Origin of the sequence: Pseudomonas sp. NFPP02 (assembly GCF_900119355.1) — a bacterium.
In the GTDB taxonomy this organism is placed as follows: domain Bacteria; phylum Pseudomonadota; class Gammaproteobacteria; order Pseudomonadales; family Pseudomonadaceae; genus Aquipseudomonas; species Aquipseudomonas paracarnis.
The window spans coordinates 188,341-209,539 of the sequence record NZ_FPJI01000002.1 but is presented as its reverse complement, the minus strand read 5'-3'; the positions used below and the strand labels follow the sequence as shown (position 1 = coordinate 209,539).

The 21,199-nt window shown below is 54.8% G+C and carries 15 protein-coding genes and 1 tRNA gene; 8 read left to right on the top strand and 8 right to left on the bottom strand.

Features of this window, described 5'->3' with window-relative positions:
- The first annotated feature begins 59 nt into the window (after positions 1–59).
- The 4 genes from BT204_RS04365 (at position 60) to BT204_RS04345 (ending at position 3,786) form a co-directional block, all read left to right on the top strand.
- Positions 60–135 (top strand) — tRNA-Thr (locus BT204_RS04365).
- A gap of 164 nt (positions 136–299) precedes the next feature.
- Positions 300–1,628 (top strand): tyrosine-type recombinase/integrase, encoded by a 1,329-nt coding sequence (locus BT204_RS04360; RefSeq protein WP_072445782.1) that lies wholly within the window; start codon positions 300–302, stop codon positions 1,626–1,628.
- A 905-nt stretch (positions 1,629–2,533) separates the two neighbouring features.
- Positions 2,534–3,514, top strand: coding sequence for an integrase domain-containing protein (locus tag BT204_RS04350; RefSeq protein WP_072445780.1), 981 nt, complete (start codon positions 2,534–2,536; stop codon positions 3,512–3,514).
- Positions 3,511–3,786 (top strand): hypothetical protein, encoded by a 276-nt coding sequence (locus tag BT204_RS04345; protein ID WP_072445779.1) that lies wholly within the window; start codon positions 3,511–3,513, stop codon positions 3,784–3,786. Before BT204_RS04350 ends, BT204_RS04345 begins: the two co-directional genes overlap by 4 nt.
- A gap of 221 nt (positions 3,787–4,007) precedes the next feature.
- Here BT204_RS04345 and BT204_RS04340 read toward each other — a convergent pair whose 3' ends face one another.
- The 7 genes from BT204_RS04340 to BT204_RS04305 form a co-directional block, all read right to left on the bottom strand.
- On the bottom strand, positions 4,008–5,477 hold the full coding sequence (locus BT204_RS04340; RefSeq protein ID WP_072445778.1) for a DNA/RNA helicase domain-containing protein: 1,470 nt from the start codon (positions 5,475–5,477) through the stop codon (positions 4,008–4,010).
- A 139-nt stretch (positions 5,478–5,616) separates the two neighbouring features.
- On the bottom strand, positions 5,617–6,510 hold the full coding sequence (locus BT204_RS04335) for a hypothetical protein (RefSeq protein ID WP_139271452.1): 894 nt from the start codon (positions 6,508–6,510) through the stop codon (positions 5,617–5,619).
- A 462-nt stretch (positions 6,511–6,972) separates the two neighbouring features.
- Entirely contained in the window at positions 6,973–8,115 is a 1,143-nt protein-coding gene (locus BT204_RS04330) for an HNH endonuclease (RefSeq protein WP_072445776.1), read from the bottom strand.
- A gap of 104 nt (positions 8,116–8,219) precedes the next feature.
- Entirely contained in the window at positions 8,220–8,876 is a 657-nt protein-coding gene (locus BT204_RS04325; protein WP_072445775.1) for a hypothetical protein, read from the bottom strand.
- Positions 8,877–9,982: 1,106 nt separating this feature from the next.
- Positions 9,983–11,785: a B12-binding domain-containing radical SAM protein gene (locus tag BT204_RS04315; protein ID WP_057975371.1), complete on the bottom strand. Its 1,803-nt coding sequence runs from the start codon at positions 11,783–11,785 to the stop codon at positions 9,983–9,985.
- Position 11,786: 1 nt separating this feature from the next.
- A complete protein-coding gene (locus tag BT204_RS04310) occupies positions 11,787–12,725 on the bottom strand; it encodes an aromatic amino acid exporter YddG (RefSeq protein WP_072445773.1) in 939 nt (312 codons plus the stop codon).
- A gap of 104 nt (positions 12,726–12,829) precedes the next feature.
- A complete protein-coding gene (locus tag BT204_RS04305) occupies positions 12,830–13,606 on the bottom strand; it encodes a helix-turn-helix domain-containing protein (RefSeq protein ID WP_072445772.1) in 777 nt (258 codons plus the stop codon).
- 303 nt (positions 13,607–13,909) lie between these two features.
- Here BT204_RS04305 and BT204_RS04300 point away from each other — a divergent pair, with 303 nt between their 5' ends.
- Genes BT204_RS04300 through BT204_RS04290 form a run of 3 tightly spaced genes read left to right on the top strand, consistent with a single transcriptional unit; the run spans position 13,910 to position 17,247 of the window.
- The gene (locus BT204_RS04300; protein ID WP_072445771.1) at positions 13,910–15,253 is read left to right on the top strand and encodes a CHASE2 domain-containing protein; all 1,344 of its coding nucleotides are present in this window, start codon (positions 13,910–13,912) and stop codon (positions 15,251–15,253) included.
- Between the two features lie 37 nt (positions 15,254–15,290).
- Positions 15,291–15,656: a hypothetical protein gene (locus BT204_RS04295; protein WP_014716500.1), complete on the top strand. Its 366-nt coding sequence runs from the start codon at positions 15,291–15,293 to the stop codon at positions 15,654–15,656.
- A 13-nt stretch (positions 15,657–15,669) separates the two neighbouring features.
- Positions 15,670–17,247, top strand: a complete 1,578-nt coding sequence (locus BT204_RS04290) for a M48 family metallopeptidase (RefSeq protein ID WP_072445770.1) — start codon at positions 15,670–15,672, stop codon at positions 17,245–17,247.
- A gap of 81 nt (positions 17,248–17,328) precedes the next feature.
- Here BT204_RS04290 and BT204_RS04285 read toward each other — a convergent pair whose 3' ends face one another.
- A complete protein-coding gene (locus BT204_RS04285; RefSeq protein ID WP_034125518.1) occupies positions 17,329–18,615 on the bottom strand; it encodes an OprD family porin in 1,287 nt (428 codons plus the stop codon).
- 408 nt (positions 18,616–19,023) lie between these two features.
- Here BT204_RS04285 and BT204_RS04280 point away from each other — a divergent pair, with 408 nt between their 5' ends.
- The gene (locus BT204_RS04280) at positions 19,024–21,099 is read left to right on the top strand and encodes a TonB-dependent receptor (protein ID WP_072445769.1); all 2,076 of its coding nucleotides are present in this window, start codon (positions 19,024–19,026) and stop codon (positions 21,097–21,099) included.
- Positions 21,100–21,199: the final 100 nt, after the last annotated feature.

Below are 21,199 nucleotides of genomic sequence, written 5' to 3'. Positions count from 1 at the left end.
TAGTCAGAATTCAGGGGTTTACAGAACCTTTCCAATCGCTATAATCGTCGCCCTAACACGCCGGTATAGCTCAGTTGGTAGAGCAACTGACTTGTAATCAGTAGGTCCCGGGTTCGACTCCTGGTGCCGGCACCACATTAGGCTCCATTGCATTCTACTGAATGCTCTGGAAGCCCCGAAAACCCGCCCTTTGGCGGGTTTTTTCGTTCCAGGACCCTCTGTCGGGATCCAACAAAATCCCCCTTCCCCGAGGGTATGTTAGGGGTACTGCGATTTTCCGGTCAGGAGCGCGTACCCCTATGCCACGTCTAGCGATCCCCCTCAGCGACCTGCAATGCCGCACGGCCAAAACCCGCGAACGCGCCTACAAACTGTTCGACGGCGGCGGCATGTACCTTTTCGTCAAACCCAATGGCGTGAAGACCTGGCGCTTGAAGTACACCAAGCCCAGCGGCAAGGAAGGTACGCTCATCATCGGCAATTACCCCATCGTTACCCTTTCCATCGCACGACGTAAGCGAGACGAAGCCAAGGCGTTGCTGCTCGACAACCTCGACCCAATGGAAGAAAAGAAGAAGGCCAAGATCGTAGCCCAGCGTGCGGCACTGCTTTTCGAAACCGTTGCTCTGGAATGGCACGCTGATATGTCCCGCCGCTGGACCGAAGGCCACGCAAAAACCGTAATGAGCCGACTGCGCACCCACGTCTTCCCGCTGATCGGCCAACGACCCATCGCTGAACTCGATACCCACGACCTGCTAGAGATCACCCAGCGCATCAAGGAACGCGGCACCATGGATGTAGCGTTAAGGGTACAGAACTACTTATCCACCATCATGCGCGGCGCCAAAAGGGCTCGGCAGATCACCATGAATCCTGCACTGGATCTGGCAGGCTCGATTCACGCGCCGCGCACAATCCATCGCCCGGCCCTCTCCCTCAACCGCCTACCCGAACTGCTACACCGGATCGACAACTACAACGGCCGTGAGCTGACGCGCCTTGCCGCCCTGCTCACGCTGCATGTATTCGTCCGCTCCAGCGAACTGCGCTTCGCTCGATGGAGTGAGTTCGACCTACAACGCGCCATGTGGGAAATTCCCGATACGCGCGCACCGATTGAAGGGGTACGCAACTCCACACGTGGGACCAAGATGAACGGCGACATTCAAATGGTTCCGCTATCGCCGCAGGTCATCGAAATACTGGAGCGCCTGCGAAGCCTCAGTCGCTTTTCAGAGTTGGTGCTACCGGGCGACCACAAGTACTGGAAGCCCATGTCCGAGAATACGGTGAACACCATGCTCCGCAACGTCGGCTATGACACCAGCAAGGACGTGTGCGGCCACGGCTTCAGGACCATGGCCTGTAGCGCCCTGCTGGAGTCCGGGCTATGGGCCGATGCTGCCATCGAAAGACAAATGAGCCACAAGGAACGCAACCGCGTGCGCGCCGCGTATATCCACAAGGCCGAATTCCTCGAACAGCGCAGACTGATCATGGCGTGGTGGAGCAACTACATCGACGCCAACCGCCATGGGCATGTGACGCCCCACGAATTCGCTCACCCGGTCGGCGACAACATTACCGCCCTACAAAATAGCCGTGGCGCATCCAAAAGTGGGTAAGCCAATAAGATCACCGCAGTCCGCCCTTCCACGCGGGTCCATCCAAGCGGGGCTGCAAAGCCGCCCTGCTTGGATGGACCTCATTTAAAAAATCTAAAGCCCACGCAAATTGTCTGTGGAAAACCATAGATTTCCACCGGTGGATAATTTCATCCACAGCCGCAGAATTCCCGAAAATTCGAGCCTTGACCCAAATTATCCACAGGCGTAGAAAAGATCGGGCAAAGCGCTGTCGTTTACAGCAACCCAGGTAGCCAGAACCTTTAAGGCTACGCCACACCGTGGTGGTTCTCCCAAAGTGCGATTAGCGTCCGGCGGCTCGCACGGTCACAGCGATGTGATGGATGCCCACTTTTACCAGTGTGCCCACTGCGGCAACTCATCCCCTTTCATAGCTGCCCTGCAGCAACCTATCCACTTGGCCATTCCCGTGCGCCAACCTGCGCCCGTCTCTTTCTCCCGGAAAGAGACGGGCGCTCCTACCACTGCTGCAGGCCATCTCGTACAAGGCTTTGCGGCATTCCCCCTCGTGACAATCGGCGTGACAAACACCGAGGTCACCAGCAACAGCGATGTAGATGATGGTGCCGCCGCCCAAGGAATGGACTGCACCTGACTGACAGTCAGGCATGCCCCGGTCATCGCATCACTGCCTTCACCCGGCTCAAGATCTCGCGGCGTTGGTCTCGTCAGCCAATGCAGCCTCCACCCGCCCACTTCCTTGGAAGTGTTCAGGAGGCCAGATCATGAGATGCCCAGGCTCCCGGTCGTAAAGAGCCGCCAGTCCCGCGTTAGTGGACAACCCTCACAGGTCGCAGGGGCCTTGATCCCTGATAACACTCAACATTCTTGGCGGGATGACGTGGGGAAGGTTTTACAAGTGTGGCTTACAGAGGAGTTTGGTCATGGGATTGGTCGGTAGACGGGAGGGGCGTAATTTTGGCTATGGCCGGCAATTGAGCTATGCCGGGCCGCAGGCACTGAAAGACCTGTTTGGCGGTGGGCATTACGGTACGGTCAAAGCACACAGTGATCGTTGGCAGACGTTCGTGCGCTGGTGTCGGTCGGAGGATGGCCCGGGAATTAATGATGCACGGCAGATTGATCGGCAGACCTTGCTGGATTACGCGGAGCATCTGCGTCACCTGGTTGAGCGCAGCGATCTCGCCATCGCCACTGCGCAAAACCGATTGTCCAGCGTCAATCGGACCCTGCCAGCGCTTCGCGGTGATCAGTATGTGAAAGTACCGAGTCCGAGCAAGGCGCTAGGAATGCGGCGCACCAGTGTTCGTCGTTCGGTGCCGCAAGGCCAAGACCGCGAACATGTGAAGAGGGTCGTAGAGGTGCTTTGCGCACACCAGCAGCCGCGTGCCGCGGCCATCGCTCAATTAGCGCGAGCCACCGGCATGCGCTTACGTGAGGCCATTTTGGCCGACCTTCCGCGCTTAAAACGTGAGGCCGAACAATACGGCAAGATCAACATCCAGGATGGCACCAAGGGGGGCCGCTCAGGTGCCTCGGCACCTCGCTGGATCAGGGCGGATGATCATATTCGCGAGGCGCTGAAATTCGCCGAACAGGTCTCACCCGACGGTAGCCGCAACCTACTTGCACCGAACGAAACCTACCTCGATTTCCAACGGGGAATCGTCCGTCCTGCACGGGACATCCTCCATCAGTACAACCTCAAAGGCTTCCACGAATTGCGGGCAGCCTATGCGTGCGAACGCTATGAGCAAATCACCCACCATCCCGCCCCCATCAACGGTGGCCATTGCTATCAACTCGACCGACGTCTCGATCAGGAAGCCCGAGTACAAATCAGCTATGAGCTGGGGCACAACCGTATCGTCGTGGTGGCCGCTTACATTGGTGGTCGCGCATGAGCACGGCATTCGATATGGATCTGTTCCTGGCGGGCGTCCTGACCGGGTCGCATACCACGCGCCAACGCCACCTGCGTCAGGCGAAGACCATCCAAACAGCGATCGCTGAGCGCTGGCAACGCGACAATCCATGGACTTGGCAGAGAAAACACCTTGCGTGGTTTTTGAATCACCACCTAAACCAGCACACTCAATCGACGCGCTATTACTATTTGCTGACCATGCAATTACTCACTCATCGCTTAGGAAAATCCTGGCAGTTCAACCTCTAAACGAAGGTCAGAAAACGGCCATAAGCAGTCTGTCACGGGAGGCAGTTATTGATCCATTGCGCACGCTGACCAACACCGAGTTCAGTGACAGATTTTAAGTTGTGGATTTATGGAATACTTTTTCGCAGTAAAACCATAACGCCGTGACTTAAAATCTGTTCAACGTAGGCGCGAAGCGTCGAAGCGGTGCCTGAACGACTTACTAGTTGCCTTTTATACTATTACTCCAAGATAGATAAACATCTGCCTAGCACCTGCTTGTTTTTTATTATAATTAATTTTAATCTCTTTCTGGTTCTCGTAATGTTCTGAAATAGCATTTTTACCGAATCGTAATATGTGCGTGACTGATAAATTAATGACCCTGAACTGTCATAAGAGAAATATTCATCCATAACAACAGCGACATTATCGAACTCTTGTCCGATTACTGCATGTGAGTTCTTGCTATAAACATCCGAATACGATTCATGATGCTCGGCCGTGTGTAGTGATGGAGTCAACCTAAGTACTTCCCACCCATCATTACTTACCAGTTGAATATAGTTTTTGACAGTCACCAAATCTGTGAAATAATTAAAGTCAATATTGCCGCAATTAGAAAAAGCAATATCGTTTCGCTGATTATTAAATAGCAACTTGATGAAGCTGGAAATTTCCTTGTTGGTTCTAATTTTATCTGACAATCTGAATTTAGATACACCTACAACAGCATTGATTTTTCCCTCAATATCCGCTCTAGCCTCTGTTGAAGATAAAGTCTGTTGCTTATCATATGAGAAAATGCAAACTGTATTGCTCGCTGCAACATTAGCAATCAACTGATCGAATTGAGTTGCATATATTCTTTGGGTTTCATCAATAACAACCAAATCAAAATTTTTCAAGTCATAGTTTTTCAAACTCTTTATGGGTATAATATTCCAGCCTAACCTGTTTAGCTTAATATGCCCTTCATTCAGATTTCCGCAATGTACAATCAGGGTGCGCTTTTGATCTTTGATCAACTTAACTATGTCATATATTAATAATGTTTTGCCAGTTCCTGGCCCACCATTAACTGAAATGAAATCCGACGCGCCTTTGTTAAGCACTTTAAGGATTTTACCCTTTATAGTTTCTTGCTGGCCAGTCAAAAAATATTGATTATTAGTAAATTTATCCGTGGAGTTAAAAGGCGAAACCAAATAATCCGATGGATTAAATAGTTCGTCAGGATTTTCTATCTTCAATAAATTTTGATTCGTTAATAGCTGTGTCAACAAGCTAAAGTCAACTACCTCAAGATCATTTTTGCTGTCGAGCTTATAAAGTGTATTTGTATTAACAACAAAAGAAAAATTGTGAACGACTTTATTTATATGGCCAAGATAATATTTATTTCTTATTAGTTGATTTTTAATTTTTACCTCTGTGCTACTGTTTTTAAGTTCAATATTCAAAATATAGTTATCACCGAAGCGCAATAAATCAAACTCTTTACTAATATGCTGTATTTTATAACTTACAAAAAAAACATCAAATATATTCACGAATGGTAAAATTTTGTACATGCTTAATGCGAATCTTTCCAGATCTTCAACTTCATTATTATTTATGTCTATGCCATAGTGTTTCATATAAGAACTATATTCAGCAGGGTCAAGGCTTTTATAAGCTTGCACAAGAGAGATTATATTGATGCTTTTCATTGGTTAATACCTAGGTTTTACCGTAACTGATAAATCAGGAGGAAGATGCCAACTAGCGCTTGGTTAAGGGGCCGGCTTTAGCCGGCCCGGAGTGAGCGGAACGAGCGGAACGAGCGGAACGAGCGACTTGTGCCATTTGTTAGGCGTTTATGCCAAGGCGCTTCTGAAGTTGATCTGTGGGCAAGCTCTGAAGTTCTTCCTTGTCGATCATAACAACCAAGTCTTTCCCCTTTCTTCCGAGGCCCTCCGTTGAGATTTTTTCGAGCATAGAAGTGTATTTTTCAGAAAAGTCACCCTTAAACTCCGTGACGATCAGCAACAAAGTATTTGGAATTCGACTAGTGGCTTGTGCGTAGATGTTTTTTGCGTAAATATTCTTCAGAAAGGACTCACGGAGCCACCCGTAGTTGAAGCCGCGACGAATAGTTTTGATTTCTATGATGTAGTCTTTTGTCAGCCAGCTTCGACCTCGCAGCAATACGTCCACCTCAACGCCGGCTACCATTTTGTTCGATTCGACCTCATACGTTCTGGCATAAATATGTTGGAGGCGTTTTGCCACTGAGCTCTCTGTCTGAGCATAGCTGGCCTCAAAAGCGCTAAGCGTATAGTTCGTTGTGTGACTTTCATCAGGAGCAAGTGCGTGCATGTCTCGAGCCGCAGAGAGTGCGATCTCGTCCTTGGTTGCATCTCGCAAAGACTGTTTTTTAAGCTCAACTTCAACTTTAGTTTGCTCATCTAGCAACAGTTGGTTTGCATGCCATTTTTTTAGGCCAGCGAAAACAAAAATTGACCCGCAAATACATCCGATGGCGGAAAACCACGGAATGAATTTGACGATGAAGGCCACAGCCTCTTGCCTGCCAAGGATTGCTGCGTGAGCAACGCTGGTGACGGATTTCAAATCGGCTTCCGATTTGTATAAGTCAAAGGACTCTTTTAGAAAGAGCCAAGGAACCAGAACCGAGATGGAAATTATGACCACCCCAAGAGAAACAATGAATTTGTACAGGTCTCCAAACTCGAACTTCACACACTTCTCCCTGTGATGCTTAAGGCTAAATATGATTAGCCGACACATGTGGCGTAATGTTATACGCCGCTTGTGTCTGATAACCTTCCTTGTCCATGAGTAATTCCTTGTTCAGCTTGAGTGTCGCGCTAGAAGCGCGACATGAGGCGAGGAGGAAAAACGACATGACTTGGGCACACATTACTGGCGTATTAGCCGCGTGTCCATGGTCTGTTTTTGGCCGATTACTGCCGGTAGAAACCGACCGCGTTCGGCCAGAGGCAGACATTCATGAGCGACCACTTCCAACCCGAAGTGCACGCTGGTTATGGCAGAATCGGGTAAGAGCAACCAGAAAACGTGCCTACGTTAGCAATTCAATCGGTAGGCGTTCAACAGCCGCCAGTCGCAACCAGCTGCTTAAGGAACACAGTTGCCGGCTTAATTTGCCGAATCGTTTTGCTAGCTTTCTATTTTTAGTATTTAGCTTTGAAGATCGTCGAAAGTGGGGAGTGTTGCAATATCAAACTCTTTCGAATCAATTTCCCAAAGGGCAGGAATTTTTTCTCCGTCAGAGCGGTGGGCCACAAAATCATCTACTGAAAAAGGCCCGGCATAATGACCAAGAGTCTGGCAGATCACATGAACTTCTGAAGCAACTATCTTTTCCCGCCACAAGTCAGGCGCATCTGATACGGTTATTGTCATGAGTTGCCTACCAAACAAATAAATCAATGCTAGTAATCTATCTGGCTCAGGTAGTATGGTAATGGTGTGTACGCCGGGCCAAGCAAGGTGCCCCCATTCTTCGTCATCGTCCACTGATACTAGTTCGCTAAAAGCGATGCCGAAAGATCTTCTTTTGTCTGAATTAATTTCCCACAGAGCATTGCGCAAATTTAAAGCATGAGCGCTATCAATAAATTTATCCCCGAGTTTATTATGCCCGTATGTTAGTGCAAATTTACATAGAAATCTTTGCTCAAAGCCCTGCAGTGTTTTGATAGTGACTTCGTGTTCTTTCCCCTGCTTGGACTGAAGTTGAGTTAGGAATTTTTTTTCATAGTTTGTCGGGGGTGAAAAATAATCTGGATCAGCGGGCAGGCTCACGTTTCCAGATATCAATCTTGAAGTCTTGAATTTTTCTCGCACAGAGACAAGAAACATCATATTCCAGAATTCATCTTGATGCTGAGTAAATACGTAAACCTCGCCTCCAGATTTTTTAAGGTTAATTGGGTTGCCTCCAGCGTAGCAATCATACCTTGGATCTGAACTTTTCCGTCGATGATAAACTAGCCCTCCAATTGTTCCTAACCAAAGCTCACACGTGAACTGCTCGTCCAGAAGCAAATTCTTGACATGCCCAAAGTATCGAAGAGGTATGACTCTGAGATTGTCTGGGTCGAAATAGTGTAGGGCAGCCTCTGCCATGTTGTTTTGCCCCAAAAATCCTTTTATCAACGGGGCATCCACAAAAAGCCCCATTGTCGAATTGCAGTTGCGGCATACACGGCGGCTTTTGAACTCTTCAGAGCATTGCGCTCCGCCTAAGCCTTGGGGGAATATATGCTCTAGCGAGAACTCATGTACTTGTTTTTCTTTGTTGCAAATAATGCATTTCATCTATTAATTCCATGTATTGAATATGGCGGCTGTTCATTGCGCCCACTAGACAGTAATGTGCAATAAGTCAGCGCTATTTTTTCCTGGTTATTTTTGGCAAATACTCAGTCGCGAAAGCCTACGAGATTGCGAAACTCGGATACATTTGCCATGTTACCTTTCAATGCTTGGCCGAGCGGCATGAGTAGCCTGTCCAAATCACCTAGCGTGACACCATCTTTCGCCAGCGCAGTGATGCGTTCAATGTAAAGGTCGTAGCCAGCCTTTGTTTTCGATCCACTGATGATAAGCTTCCATGTACCGTCTCTTTTGACTAATAGGCTGTAGCAGATGTTCGCCTGATCCGGTGTTAGCTTGGCATCTATGGCCCAAAGCGCACGGAGTGCGTGTTGGTCGTAGATTGGGTTTTCGGGATTCTGAAGATGTTTAGCAAATGCGTAAAAGACAGAGTCAGTGCTCTTCGGCAAACTCGAAGGGCTGCTGTAGTAAGCCGCAAAAGACTTGTATATGTTCCATTTGCCCATCTTCCATAGCAAGGCCTCCGCCAGCGACTCGGGTGCCGCAAGTTCCGGGATAGCCCAGGGATAGTCAGAAGGGAGTGCTGGGAACAATCCGGTGTCGTACTTGTAAAGATGCTCTGCAAGTTTGTTTGTAGCCGAATGAACCGCATTGGCATCCAACTTGCCTTCCTGGATACGATTTTGCAAAGTGGCAACAATGGTTCCGAGTATTGACTTGAAATCGTGGGCCAAACGAGCCATGTCTGCAAATCCTTTCGCTAGCTATACAGGTTTATTTCAAGAGTAACCTCTGGAAACGCCTGTCACAATCTTCTAGATCACTGCTGTAGCGTTTAGCAGCTTTTACTCTTCAGCTATCGGCCGGTGACCGGTGGGTCTGTGTCATTCAATATCGTTCGCTAGTGACTGCTTTTGGCCGTCTGCTGCCTGTCGCCACGGCAGCTTTTGGCGGATTCCTACCTATTCTCGACGGAGGGGATGATCATCAACGTTCGAGTTCGGGAGGTTTACCATTCCGTATGCGGCTCTGAATTACTTGCAGACCGACAACGTGCTGACATCTAAAAAATCCCGAATTCGATTCCACCGAACGCCATAACTAGCTGATTTATTTATAGTTACTAGTTGGGGTACGCCGAGTTTTCCACCGAACTCCAGACGCCCGAAAAAACTAGCCCCGCCGAAACATACCGTTCGTCTGGTGCCGCACCATACAAGGTTCCATAGAAAGCTTTCAAAATCTCTGGAACCCCCGAAAAACCCGCCTTCTGGCGGGTTTTTTCGTTTTGGCGTTCCGTCGGATTCCGCCAAAATCTTATGGATACCAGCCGAAAACCACCTCGATTTTCACGGGCAATCGTCCGCCCTGCCCGCCCCATCCTTCATCAGCAGGCCTGCACACAAATCAGCGACGAACTGGGGCATGGTCGTCTCGACGTGGTATCGGCTTATAACGATGATCGAGCACGAGCAAAACATTCGACATGGCGCTGTTCCTGGCGGATCTTCTCACCGGGTCGCATGCCATTCGCGAACGTCACCTACGCCAAGCAAAGACCATTCAAGCGGAGATTTCTAATCGCTTGCACAAAGATAATCCATGGACCTGGCAGCGAAAGCATCCCGCATGGTTTCTAAACCGTCACGTGAACCAATACGCTGAATCGACGCGCTATTACTGGCTACTGACCGCGCATTTGCTCACTCTTCGCTTAGGAAAATTCAACCTATAGATGAAGGTCAAAAACCGGTCAGAAGCAGGCTGATGGTGTAAGTGGCTCAATTGACGTGTGAGGTTGTTTGGCTACTCGCTCGAAGTCATTGAACGAGTAGGGCTGTGTAAAAAATCAGACATCCACTGGCCACGTTCCGCGCCGCACCATTTCCCGCACCCGATCAGCACCATTGGCGCGTACCAGCAATTCCATACGGGCTTTTTCGATGTCCTCGGCACTCCATTGCTCGGTGGCCATGGTGGCTTTTTCGTGAGACCAGCCATTGTCGTAGTGACGGACCACATACTGCTGTTGGTATGCCCACATCTCGGTGCCCGGAATCGGGGTCACGATAAACGGGTTGGCGTAGGCCATGCCTGCGCCCATAAGGCTGACGGCATAATCAATGGTATTACCGATTTGCCCCAGGCTTTCGATGAACGGCTGTTCGGCAGCCGAGGCCGGCGGGTTGACGAAGCCGAGCATGAAGCCGCCCGTCACCTGAATTCCGCACTCGGTAAACATCTGGATGATCTCAAAGGTTGCCTGCTGAATCGCGTTGAAACGCGACTTGTTGGAGTTCACCAGGCTCTCTTCGTTGGCGCTCTCCACCGCAAGGTAAATGTTGTAGCAACCGTTGTCGGCGATTGAACGGATAAACGTCTTCGCCGTGAGACCGCCGCGAATGGCAGCGATGACGTTGCGGTAGTGCGGGCTTTTGAGTTCCTGCTCATCAAGTTCCGCCAGAAATCGCTCGCCCTTGTGCAGCAGCACCAGATTGAACAGGCTCAGCCCACCTTCCTCGACCCACGGCAAATGGTGTTTCTTCAACAGCTTGCCGACCTCCATAGCGTACAGCGGGTCATGCATCAAGTGATCGTCTTCGATCAACACTTCGGTCACGCCTTGTTTGACCAAATCCGCCAGATGCAGGTCGAACCAGTCCAGCCCCAATGCCCGCCAGGGGCCGTTGATTTTGGGGATATAGCAGAAGTTGCAATTGACGTTGCAGCCTATGGTGGAAAAGATCTGCGCCCAGGCGCCGGTCTTGCGCACCCGCGCACCGGAGGAATGATAGGGCTGCAAGTAGTTGTTCATGTTCAGGAAACTGAAATCCGGCAACGGCATGACGCCCAGCCGCTCATCCAGATCCTGCCGGGCCGGGACAATGCTCAAGTAGCTGGATTTGCGCGTCGGTCGAACTAGTTGGCCACTGTAGCTGCGATAGGCGATGCCCGGCACCGCGTCGACATTGCCGCCTTCATGGGTGACCGCGTCGAGCAGCAGCGTGAAGGCGCGATCCGCTTCGTTGATCAGGGTGAAATCGAAAGGCGAGTCCAGCAAGGCATTCTGCCAGTCACCGCTGGAATGGGCACCGCCCGTCACCAGCAGCAAATTTGGATCGATGGATTTCACCAGGTCGGCCAGCGCCCGGGCATTGCCCCATTGCACGGTGTAGTTGCACTGGATGCCGACGATGTCCGGTTGTGCATCTTCGATGATCTTGCGCATTTGCACATCGGTGAGGCCATAGCGGACCAAATGGCCCTGATCGACGTTCACCAGAGTGTTTTCCTGGGACCAGCCGGCGAATGGCGCGTCGACGATCTGCACCTCGTAGCCGGCGCGCTTGGCCACCGTGGCGATGCGCAACAGGCCAATGGGCGTGCCGGCGCGTTTCATTACTTCGAACGTGTCGATGCCGATGTCGGCAAATGCGCTGCCCAGCGGTACCGGCTCAATCAGCCGCGTGTAAGGCGGCACGAACAGCAACACACGTGGCGCTTCGCCATTTGCGCGGCGGCGAATGCCGCTGCGGCTGGACTTCAATGACGGTAGTCCCAGATGCTGGAGCGCAGGACGAGTGGGCGCCACGCTGAACCGTGGCAGGTCGCGTTCAATTCTTGTGGCGCCTTCAGAGGCAATCAGGTCCATCTCAAAGCTCCTTTACAACAGTGATGTCGGCGTTGGGCTGGCCTGTTTTCGAGGTGGCGATAACAGCGCCAACGATAATCAGCAGTGTGGGAATAATCAGGATCGGGCTGGCATGGCTTTGCCCTATGGCCACCAGCAGCAGGGTCGAGATCAGGGGGGCCAGATAGGAGAGAGCGCCGAGCATCGCCAGGCTGCCGTGCTTGGTGGCGTGGTCCCAGGCGAAAAACGCCAGGCCCACCGGCCCCAGGCCAAGGCCGACGATGGCCGCCCATTGCCCGGCGCTTGGAATGACCGCGGTTTCCAACGCCAGATGGCAGACCAGGCCGGCCACTGCGACGAGGCCACAGATGCCACCAATGATGCTGCTTGGCACGTCACTGAAACGGCGGTTGATCACCGAATAGGACGACCAGACCAGCGCGCAGGCGAAGGCGGCCAGGTAGCCGGCTACCGGCATGGCGGCGGCTTCATCCGAGGCGCGCTGTTGCATGATAAACGCCGTACCGGCCAACCCCAGCAGCGCGCCGAGTAACTGGCGTTTGCGCAGCCGTTCCCCCGCGCTGAAGGCCGAGAGCAGCACAATCAACAGTGGCCACAGGTAGGCAATCAGGCTCGCCTCGGCAACCGGGGCAGCCTTGAGGGCGAAAAAATACAGCGCGTGGTAGGCGAATATCCCTAGAAAACCGACCGCCCATACCGACCAGGGCTGACGCCAGCTGCGAAACCCCGCCATGCCGTTGCGGCCAAGGATGCACAGGCTCGCTACAAACGCGACGGCAAAACTCAGGGTCAGCAGTTGGAAGGGTGGAATGCCTTCGGTGAGGCTGGTCAGCAACGCCAGGCATGACCACAGGAACACCGCGATCACGCCGATGGCGGTGGCCGAGGCTGCGGCTCTGACAGACACCTGTGTTTTGGCAGTGTGCGTCACTTCGGTCATCTACGCCCCGTCTGATTTATCCTTGTCGGTGGGGCAATCATAGAAAGGTCCGGCCGGGCGGGTATTGATGAGCACTGCTGAAGATTTGTTCAGGCCTGCCGGATTCACCTTACCCGCGAACTTCGTCGCACCGTGGCCGGGGTCAGGTCGCGGTTCTTTTTCAGGGCGTGGGTGAGTGCACTTTGATCGGCATAACCGACGCGGTGGGCGATCTCGGTGATCGACAGCGCGGTTTCGCACAGCAAGTCGATGGCACGGTTGAGACGCAAGGTGGCGATATGCGCAAAAGGCGTGCTATTCAAATGCCGAGCGAACAGCACGTAGAGTTGCCGCTCGCTGGTGCCTGCCACCCGTGCAATCTCGGTGGCGCTAAGCCGGCTGTCCAGATGGCTTTCGATGTAAGCGAGTGCCCGTGCCAGGGTGAACTGACCATGCTCAGGGATGATTCCGGGCGGCAGCGTCAGCGAAGACAGCAGCAAAGTACTCCAGGACTCCGCCACCTGAGGTGAACTGGTCAGCAAGGGCGCGCTGCGGCTGGCGTATTCGAGTAAATGGCGGATTTCCGGGCCTACTGGGAAAAAGCGTTTGTCGGCCTGGAGTCTGGTCGACAGGTCGAGATTCTTGGGCCCGCCGAACGTCGTGGCCGGCACGTCGAGTACCAGAAAGGTATTGGCCTTTTGCGCCAGAAACGCATGGCGAGCACCGGCAGGAATTACCACGCCCTGACTCCAGTCGACCTTGCCGGCCCGACCGTCGACTTCGATGTCCATGGAGCCGGACTGCGGCAGCACGAGCTGATGAAAGTCGTGATCGTGCAATTCGACTTGGCCCGAATACGAACGAAGGGCCAGTGAAACCGCTGGGTTATCGTGACTGCCCATAGCGCCTCTCCGTTGGCTCAGGTTCACATCATGCCTGAGTCAGAGAACCCGGTGCCACTCCCGCGAGCGCTCAGGGGAGATGCGACGAGTCATCGGCAAGAACTCGTGCGGGACGCGGGCTGATTTCATCGCGGGCAAGCCCGGCGCCCACAGCGCAAAGCCCTGGCCAGGATAGGCCAGGGCTTTTTACGAATGACGACCCATGCGCCCATAGCGATATGGCACATAGCCACTTTTCCAATTGACACCCCCTCCCCACTCCGTTAAAAACCCCGCCTTGCTTGCGTTTTTATCGAGACATGGATGTTGTCCAAACCCCCGCTGTTCAAATACCGCCGCTATTGGCTGGCGGTCATCATCGTGTTGCTGGCGATTCTTGATCCTTTCGGCCTGGCCAGTTCCAGCGACAAGGCGTCGGCGCAGTGGCTCAATCGTATGTTCGCCAGTCACTACCCGAGCCTTGGGCAGCAGCGGGTGGCGGTGGTGTTGATCGATGATGCCTACCTGATGCGCAATAACAGTTCGTGGCCCATGCCCTATGGCGAGCAGAGCAAGTTGTTCAAGCGCTTGCTGGCGTACAAGCCCCAGGCGGTATTTGTGGATTTGCTTTATAGCCACGACCACTCGTTTGGCGACCCGACGCGGGGCAGCCAGTTGCTGGCGAATGTGTTTGAGCGTTATCAACGCCAAGGCATCCCGTTGTGGCTGGCCAATACTGGGTTGACTCGCGCAGAGGCGGGCCAGGCGAATACGCTGGCGCCGTTCATGCAGGTGAGCCAGCCGGCGCTGGTTGTATGGGAAGGGGTGGATGACAAGTATCCACTGGCGATGCGCACACAGGCAGGGCTGATGGAAACTCCCGCCCTGTCGCTGTATCGAGTGTCCTGTGCCACGCAGCACTGCAAGCAGCCGCCGGTGGATGTGCAAGCCGCTGCGCAGCGCCAGCCCATCGCCGTGCAATGGGGGCTGAAGCTGGCGCCCGAGCAGGCACGTATTGCCGATATCCGCCACTGCGCGCCGGCACGGCACTTTTTGCTGGATGGGGTGGCGCAGTTATTTCAGGCGGTGTTCTGGAAGCTCGACGACTCGGTCCAGGCGCGCTGCCCTTATACGCTGACGTTGTCGGCCAGTGACCTGGAGGTCAGCGACCCCGACGACCAGGCATTGGTCGCCGAGTTACTGCGCGACCGCCTGGTGTTGGTGGGCGCCAATATTGCTTCCACCGGGGACTTGGTGGAGTCGCCGGTACACGGCCAACTCCCTGGCGTTTACCTGCACGCCATGGCGCTGGACAACCTGATCAATGCGGGCATGGACTACGACCATGAACCGGCCAATTTCCCCCACCTGCCGTTCAATTGGCTGGACCTGCTGGAGCTCGGGCTGCTGGCGTTGATCGCCGTGCTCAAGGCGCTGCACGCACGTCGCCTGGCGGGCCATCGCACCTGGAGCCGGTGGCGGCGCCAGGAAATCTGGTTTTTTACCTCGCCGTGCCCGTCGTGGCTGTTGGTGATGTCGATGTTGGCGGGGGTCAGTGTGTTGCTGAGCCTCAATGACATCACCCCGGTCAACGTGCTGGGCATTGTGTTGCTGTCGTTGGTGCTGTTCAGCGAGCGGATCGAAGCCTTCTTCGACCGCGATCGCTGAGTGCACCGCTCTGCTATCTGACTCAAGGAAACCAAGGATGAACAGAAGCCTCATCGTCTTGCTCGCCGCCCTCTTCACCCAGGGCGCCTGGGCAGAAACCCACAGTATCAAGGCGTTCCTCGCCGACCCGGTGACAGTGCTGGACGAGCAGGGCAAGCAACAACGTGAGCTGGCGAAAAAGGACGCGCCCACCCAGCCCCTGCCGGTATTGCAGTACAACCAGGCGCTGGACCTGGTGCAGGTAGAACTGGCAGGCCAGAAGGTGTGGCTGGACACCATGGATTTGCGCATCGAGCCCCCGCTGAACGTCGTCGACCTGCCCTGCCAGGGCCTGACCAAAAGCCAGGCCAAGGACAGCCGCAACAACTCCACCATCGGTTTTGGTGCCGGCTGCAATCAATAAAAGGAGCGTTGCGGTGAAGGGATATCTAGTAGCAGCCAGCCTGTTGGCCAGTTCGGTGCTCAGTGGTTGCGCCACCTTGAAAGGCGCAGACCAGGCGTTTATGAACCTGGTGGGGCCCTCGACCCAGTCCCGGGTTCAGGGCCATTACGTGGATAACAGCGACGTACGCCAGTATTACAAGCTCGACCCACAGCGCCAGAGCCAGCAGCGTTTGAGCTACGACGGGCGTGCGGTACCGGCCGCTGAAGCGCGCCAGCAGAACCTGGTGGATATCCCGATGCTGCAAGGCTACTTGCAGGGCATCGTCACGCGCTTGTCCAAGGGCTGGCCGGGGGAGTTGCCGCCGCTGCAGGTGAAGATCACCGACAGCTATGGCTTCGGGCCGTCGGCAGACCCCTACGGCAACCTGTTCGTGCCGCTGGGCATGCTGGACAACGTCGCCAGCGAAGACGAAATCGCCGCGATGCTGGGCCATGAAATGAGCCACGTATTGCTGCATCACCATGACCGCATGGCCGCTTTCCAGCAGCAGAAAGACATGTTCACCACCGTGGCCTCCACGGTCGCCTTGGCCACCATGGCTGCCGATACGGGCGTGGACCGCAGCTCCGGTACGATGAAACTGTTAAGTAAAGACCCAGCCGGCACCCAGAAGACCATCGGCAACACCGTGCTGTATACCGCCCTGGCCAATACCTTTTCCGATCAGGTATGGAGCACCGCCTGGGGCCGCAGCCAGGAAGACCAGGCCGACTTGCTGGGCACCGACTTGATGATCCGTGCCGGTTACGCGCCGCGAGCCGCCACCCATAGTCTGGAGCGCCTCAACGACTTCCAGGGCAAGCAGAAGCCCTTGCTCACGGGGTTCCTCACGGCGCGCAAGAATGCCATGCAGGATTCGCTGCAGCAGTTCAATCTCAACCAGTTCACCAAAGAGCTGGACGTGCTGGTCAAGGATGGCTTGACCACCGGCATCACCGCGACCAGCCAATACTTCAACCGCTCACATATGTCGGCGATGGACCGCGACACCGAGCTGCGCCAGTACTTGCAACGCGAGTATCGCCAGGAACGCCGCGTCCGGGTCAACCCGCAAAGCTGGTCGAAAATGAAGAATACGCCCCAGGTGGCGAAGGCTTTGCAGGGCTATAAAGACGCGTACTTCGCAATTGATGCCCTGGAGAAAAACAAGGTGCCGCAGGCTGACGCTTTCATCCGCAAGGCTCTGGCCTCGCCGGTAAAAGACCAGCCGAGCATTCGGCGCACCGCCTATACCGTGCGCCTGGCCCAGGGCAAAAACAGCGAAGCGGTGAAAGAGTTGCAGGCGATCAAGGACTGGTCCCTGGCAGGGCCTTCCACCTATGACTTGATGATCAGCTACCACCTCAAACGCGGTGACGGGCAATCGGCCCTGGCGATGATCGACAAGGCGGAACGCAACCTGGGCTCGGAGGAACTGTTTATTACCGAGAAGCTGTTGGCCAACCAGCAACTGCAGAATGCGCAGCAGGTGCAAAGCGTACTGCGCAAATGCGAGCAGTACCCGACGCGCAAAGAGAACTGCAAAAAGCTCGCACCGGTCAAAGCCTGACGCCCCCGCGAGCGGACAATAAAAAACCCCGAACCAGTCGGGGTTTTTTATCGCCTGGCATCAGGCACGACATTCGATCAATTAGAAAACGTTGATCGGGTAGTCGGCGAACAGACGGATTTCGTTACCGCCTACGTTGTAGTTGCTGGCGTTGTTGGAAACGCGCAACCACGAGGCACGGGCACGCAGGCTCAGGTCTTTGGCTGGGCCGCTCTGTACCACGTACTTGAACTGGTTCCAGATTTCACGCTCGGTGCCATCGCCACGGCCAGTGCCGTCGTCGATGTTGGTGCCGCGCACGTAGGCAATGTTGTAGGTCAGGCCCGGTACGCCGAAGGTGGCGAAGTCGATGCCATAACCTGCTTGCCAGGAGCGCTCGTCCTTGCCGTTGAAGTCGGACCAGTAGGAGTTGGCCAGCAGGATGGTATTGCCGCCGTCGCCAATGCCGCCAGCGTTGCGGTAGCCACCGTACAGGTAGCCGGTGTCACCGGTGCTGCGCTGGTGAGCGAGGGTGAAGCTGTGCGCGCCAACGGCCCAGGTAGCGCCCAGGCTCCAGATCTTGTTGTCGCGAGCATCCGCATCACCTTGGTTTTCCAGGGCGAAGCTGCGGTCCAGCTTGGTCTTGTAACCGTTGAAGTCAAACGTCAGCGACTGTTGTTCTGGCAGGGCCAGCACGTAGTTGACGTTGACGTATTGCTTCTTCAGCACGTCCTGCATGTCGGAGGCGTACAAAGCAGCCGACAGGCTTTCGGTGAATTTGTAGCTACCACCGATGTAGTTGATGCTCTTCAAACGGCCGCTGTCGCTGCCCTCGGCGCTCTTGCGAGCTTCCTTGGTGAAGTGACCAGCATCCAGTTGCAGGCCGGCGATCTCTTTGGAAACGATCGAGGTGCCCTCGTAGGTTTCCGACAGCAGACGCGAGTTGTCGTATTGCAGGACCGGCACGGCCGGCATCTGCTGACCGTATTTGATCACGGTGTTGGAGATACGCGCCTTGACGGCTGCGCCGCCTTTGGCCAGGTCGTTGGCGGCTTCTCCGCTGTCACCTTGCTTGAAGAAGTCGATACCGCCAGCGCCACTGCGACCTTTACCACCATCCAGGCGGATAGCGTATTGGCCAATCACATCCACACCCACACCGACAGTGCCTTGGGTGAAGCCGGACTCGAACTTGCCGATGAAGCCTTGGCCCCATTCAGCTTTGTCCTGCTTGCCGTTTTTGTAGTCACGGCTGATGTAGGCGTTACGTGCTGCGATGTTCAGGTGGCTGTCTTCAACGAAACCCTTGGATTGCTCCTGGTCGTTTGCCATTGCTGTCGATGCGCTCAAAATCCCCAGAGCGATCAGACTCATCCGTTGCTTCAACATTTTCTTATATTCCTTATTACGGGTTGAGTACGCGCTGTGACACCAGGCTCCTGTTGCTTTTCTGGTGTCGACCTTGCCAGCAAAAAGAAGGCCCGCGGACGACTGAACTGCCGCGGGCCTTTTTTTATTGGATTTAGTCATGGTGGTTAGCCACAGGCGTTGGGCGCAATCCTATGCGGGCGTTGAACTATGTGTCAATTTCGTGAATCGTCTGTATTTAGGCGATATTCGTCTAAGCAGCGGGCTAAAGCGGCGGGATGAAAGCCTTGAAAACACCTTGATCAGCCCTTGTAAACACATTAAGTAACAAATCCGCATGCAATGCGTTAGGGAATAGATAACGCGCGCAAATGCAAAGCATTACCATTCGCGCACAATTTTCCTGCCACATCATTTGGATACACTCCCATGCCTGCCCCTCGCCTGACGCCCCTCTCCCTTGGGCTCTCTGTCCTGCTGTCTGCTGGTTTTGCCGGTGCGGCCACGGTCCTGCCCGAAACCTCGATCAGCGTGGAAGCAGACGAAGACGACCCACGGGTCAAAGAGACCAGCACCGCCACACGCACCGCGACGGCTGTTCGCTACGTGCCCCAGGCGATCGACTCAGTCAAAACCGAGAGCCTGCGCTCCTATGGCACCAACGACCTGGGCCAGGCATTGAGCGGTATCCCCAACGTCAGCAGCGGCGCCGATACACGCTTCGACAGCCTGCGCATACGCGGTTTCGACGCCAGCAATGACTTCTATCTGGATGGCATTCGCGACGACAGCCAGTACGTACGTGACCTGCATAACATCGAGCGTATCGAAGTGCTCAAGGGACCGGCCGCCGTGCTTTACGGGCGAGGCGGCCAGGGCGGGATCGTCAACCGGGTGAGCAAACTGCCAAGCCCAGGGCAAAAGTCCAGCATCGAAGCCCAAGGCGGCAGCAACGATTTGCGCAGCCTGTATGCCGACCTGAGTACCGACCCCACCGATAACATCAGCCTGCGCCTGAACATGGGCAACCAGGACAACAATAGCTTTCGCGATGGCGTCAGCGGCAACCGCCAGTTGTTCGCGCCGTCGATGAGCTGGCAGCTCACTCCAGAGCTGAACTGGCTGGTGCAATACGAATACAGCCGCTACAACCGCACCCCAGACCGTGGCATTCCTGGTGTCAACGGGCGCCCGGCGGATGTCAGCCGCAGCACCACTTACTTTGATCACGGCGATTACATAGACGATAAGTCCCAGTCGCTGCGTTCCAGACTTGCCTACGAGCTCAACGCCGACTGGCAGCTGCGCCACACCCTCGGCGTGTTCAAGCTCGACAGCGATTTCGACAATACTTACCAGACCGGCTATGACCCGAAAACCAACACCGTCAGCCGCCAACACTGGCAGCAGGACCTGACCACCCGCAACGTGTTCAACAACCTGGAGCTGGAAGGCGGTTTCGACACCTTTGGCCTGGAGCACCGCCTGCTCACCGGTATTGAGCTGGGCAGCCAGCGCCGTGATCCGAAGCTGTACTCCGCTCGCGATGGCAAGACGGTGCCGAGCCTGGACCTCAACCAGCCCAACCGCCGCCTGAGCCACACCGGGAGCATGCGACTGTCGAGTAACAACCACACCGAAGTCGAAAGCCGCGCCCTCTACATACAGGACCAACTGCGCCTGAATGACCAGTGGCAACTGCTGGGCGGGCTGCGTTACGACCGCTTCGAAGTGGACACCACCAACAAGCTGCTCGACATCCAACAGAACGTGAAAAGCCACAGCACCAGCCCGCGCGTCGGCCTGGTGTGGACGCCCCTGGAGCACCACTCGTTCTACGCCTCGTGGAGCAAGACTTTCACCCCAGCAGGCGGCGGCCTGATCGGCATCACGCCGAACGCCACCGGCAACGTCAACGACCTGAGCCCGGAGTTGACCAAGCAAAAAGAAATCGGCGTGAAGAGCGACTGGTTCGATGAGCGCCTGAGCACCACCCTGGCTGTGTACGAGCTGGAACTCTACAACCGCCGCACCAGCGACCCGCTGGACCGTACCATTACCCTGCTCACCGGCGAACAACGCTCACGCGGCGTGGAGCTGACCGCCACCGGCAAGATCGTCGACAACTGGTATGTGCGCGGCGGCGTAGGCCTGCAGGATGCCAAGGTGGAGAAGGACAACAACGGGTTTGAGGGCAAACGGATCAGCGACGTGGCCAAGCGCAACGCCAGCCTGTTCATCACCTGGAAGCCGGAGATGGGCTGGTACGCGGAAACCGGTTTGACCCTGGTGGGCGATCGTTACGCCGACAACCTCAACACCGTGGTGTTGCCTGGTTATGGTCGCTGGGACGCGCTGGCCGGGTTCCGTCAGAAAGAATGGGACGTGCGGGCAGCACTGAACAATATCGCTGATAAAAACTACTACGCCTCGGCGACCAGTGCGGCGCAGATTCAACCAGGCGAGCCGCGAAGCCTGGTAGTCACCGGTACCTACAGCTTCTGACACACCTCATGGGAACCAAAGCCTGTTCCCACACTGGTTAGGTATTGCCCACAACATCAGCGCCTGGCGCAGATCCCTGTGGGAGCGGGCTTGCCCGCGA

Coding starts and splice junctions, on each gene's coding strand:
- BT204_RS04310 (WP_072445773.1), bottom strand. CDS start 12,725: ATGACCGAAGTGACGCACACTGCCAAAACACAGGTGTCTGTCAGAGCC.
- BT204_RS04325 (WP_072445775.1), bottom strand. CDS start 8,876: ATGGCTCGTTTGGCCCACGATTTCAAGTCAATACTCGGAACCATTGTT.
- BT204_RS04300 (WP_072445771.1), top strand. CDS start 13,910: ATGTTGTCCAAACCCCCGCTGTTCAAATACCGCCGCTATTGGCTGGCG.
- BT204_RS04360 (WP_072445782.1), top strand. CDS start 300: ATGCCACGTCTAGCGATCCCCCTCAGCGACCTGCAATGCCGCACGGCC.
- BT204_RS04345 (WP_072445779.1), top strand. CDS start 3,511: ATGAGCACGGCATTCGATATGGATCTGTTCCTGGCGGGCGTCCTGACC.
- BT204_RS04280 (WP_072445769.1), top strand. CDS start 19,024: ATGCCTGCCCCTCGCCTGACGCCCCTCTCCCTTGGGCTCTCTGTCCTG.
- BT204_RS04305 (WP_072445772.1), bottom strand. CDS start 13,606: ATGGGCAGTCACGATAACCCAGCGGTTTCACTGGCCCTTCGTTCGTAT.
- BT204_RS04330 (WP_072445776.1), bottom strand. CDS start 8,115: ATGAAATGCATTATTTGCAACAAAGAAAAACAAGTACATGAGTTCTCG.
- BT204_RS04350 (WP_072445780.1), top strand. CDS start 2,534: ATGGGATTGGTCGGTAGACGGGAGGGGCGTAATTTTGGCTATGGCCGG.
- BT204_RS04340 (WP_072445778.1), bottom strand. CDS start 5,477: ATGAAAAGCATCAATATAATCTCTCTTGTGCAAGCTTATAAAAGCCTT.
- BT204_RS04285 (WP_034125518.1), bottom strand. CDS start 18,615: ATGTTGAAGCAACGGATGAGTCTGATCGCTCTGGGGATTTTGAGCGCA.
- BT204_RS04295 (WP_014716500.1), top strand. CDS start 15,291: ATGAACAGAAGCCTCATCGTCTTGCTCGCCGCCCTCTTCACCCAGGGC.
- BT204_RS04315 (WP_057975371.1), bottom strand. CDS start 11,785: ATGGACCTGATTGCCTCTGAAGGCGCCACAAGAATTGAACGCGACCTG.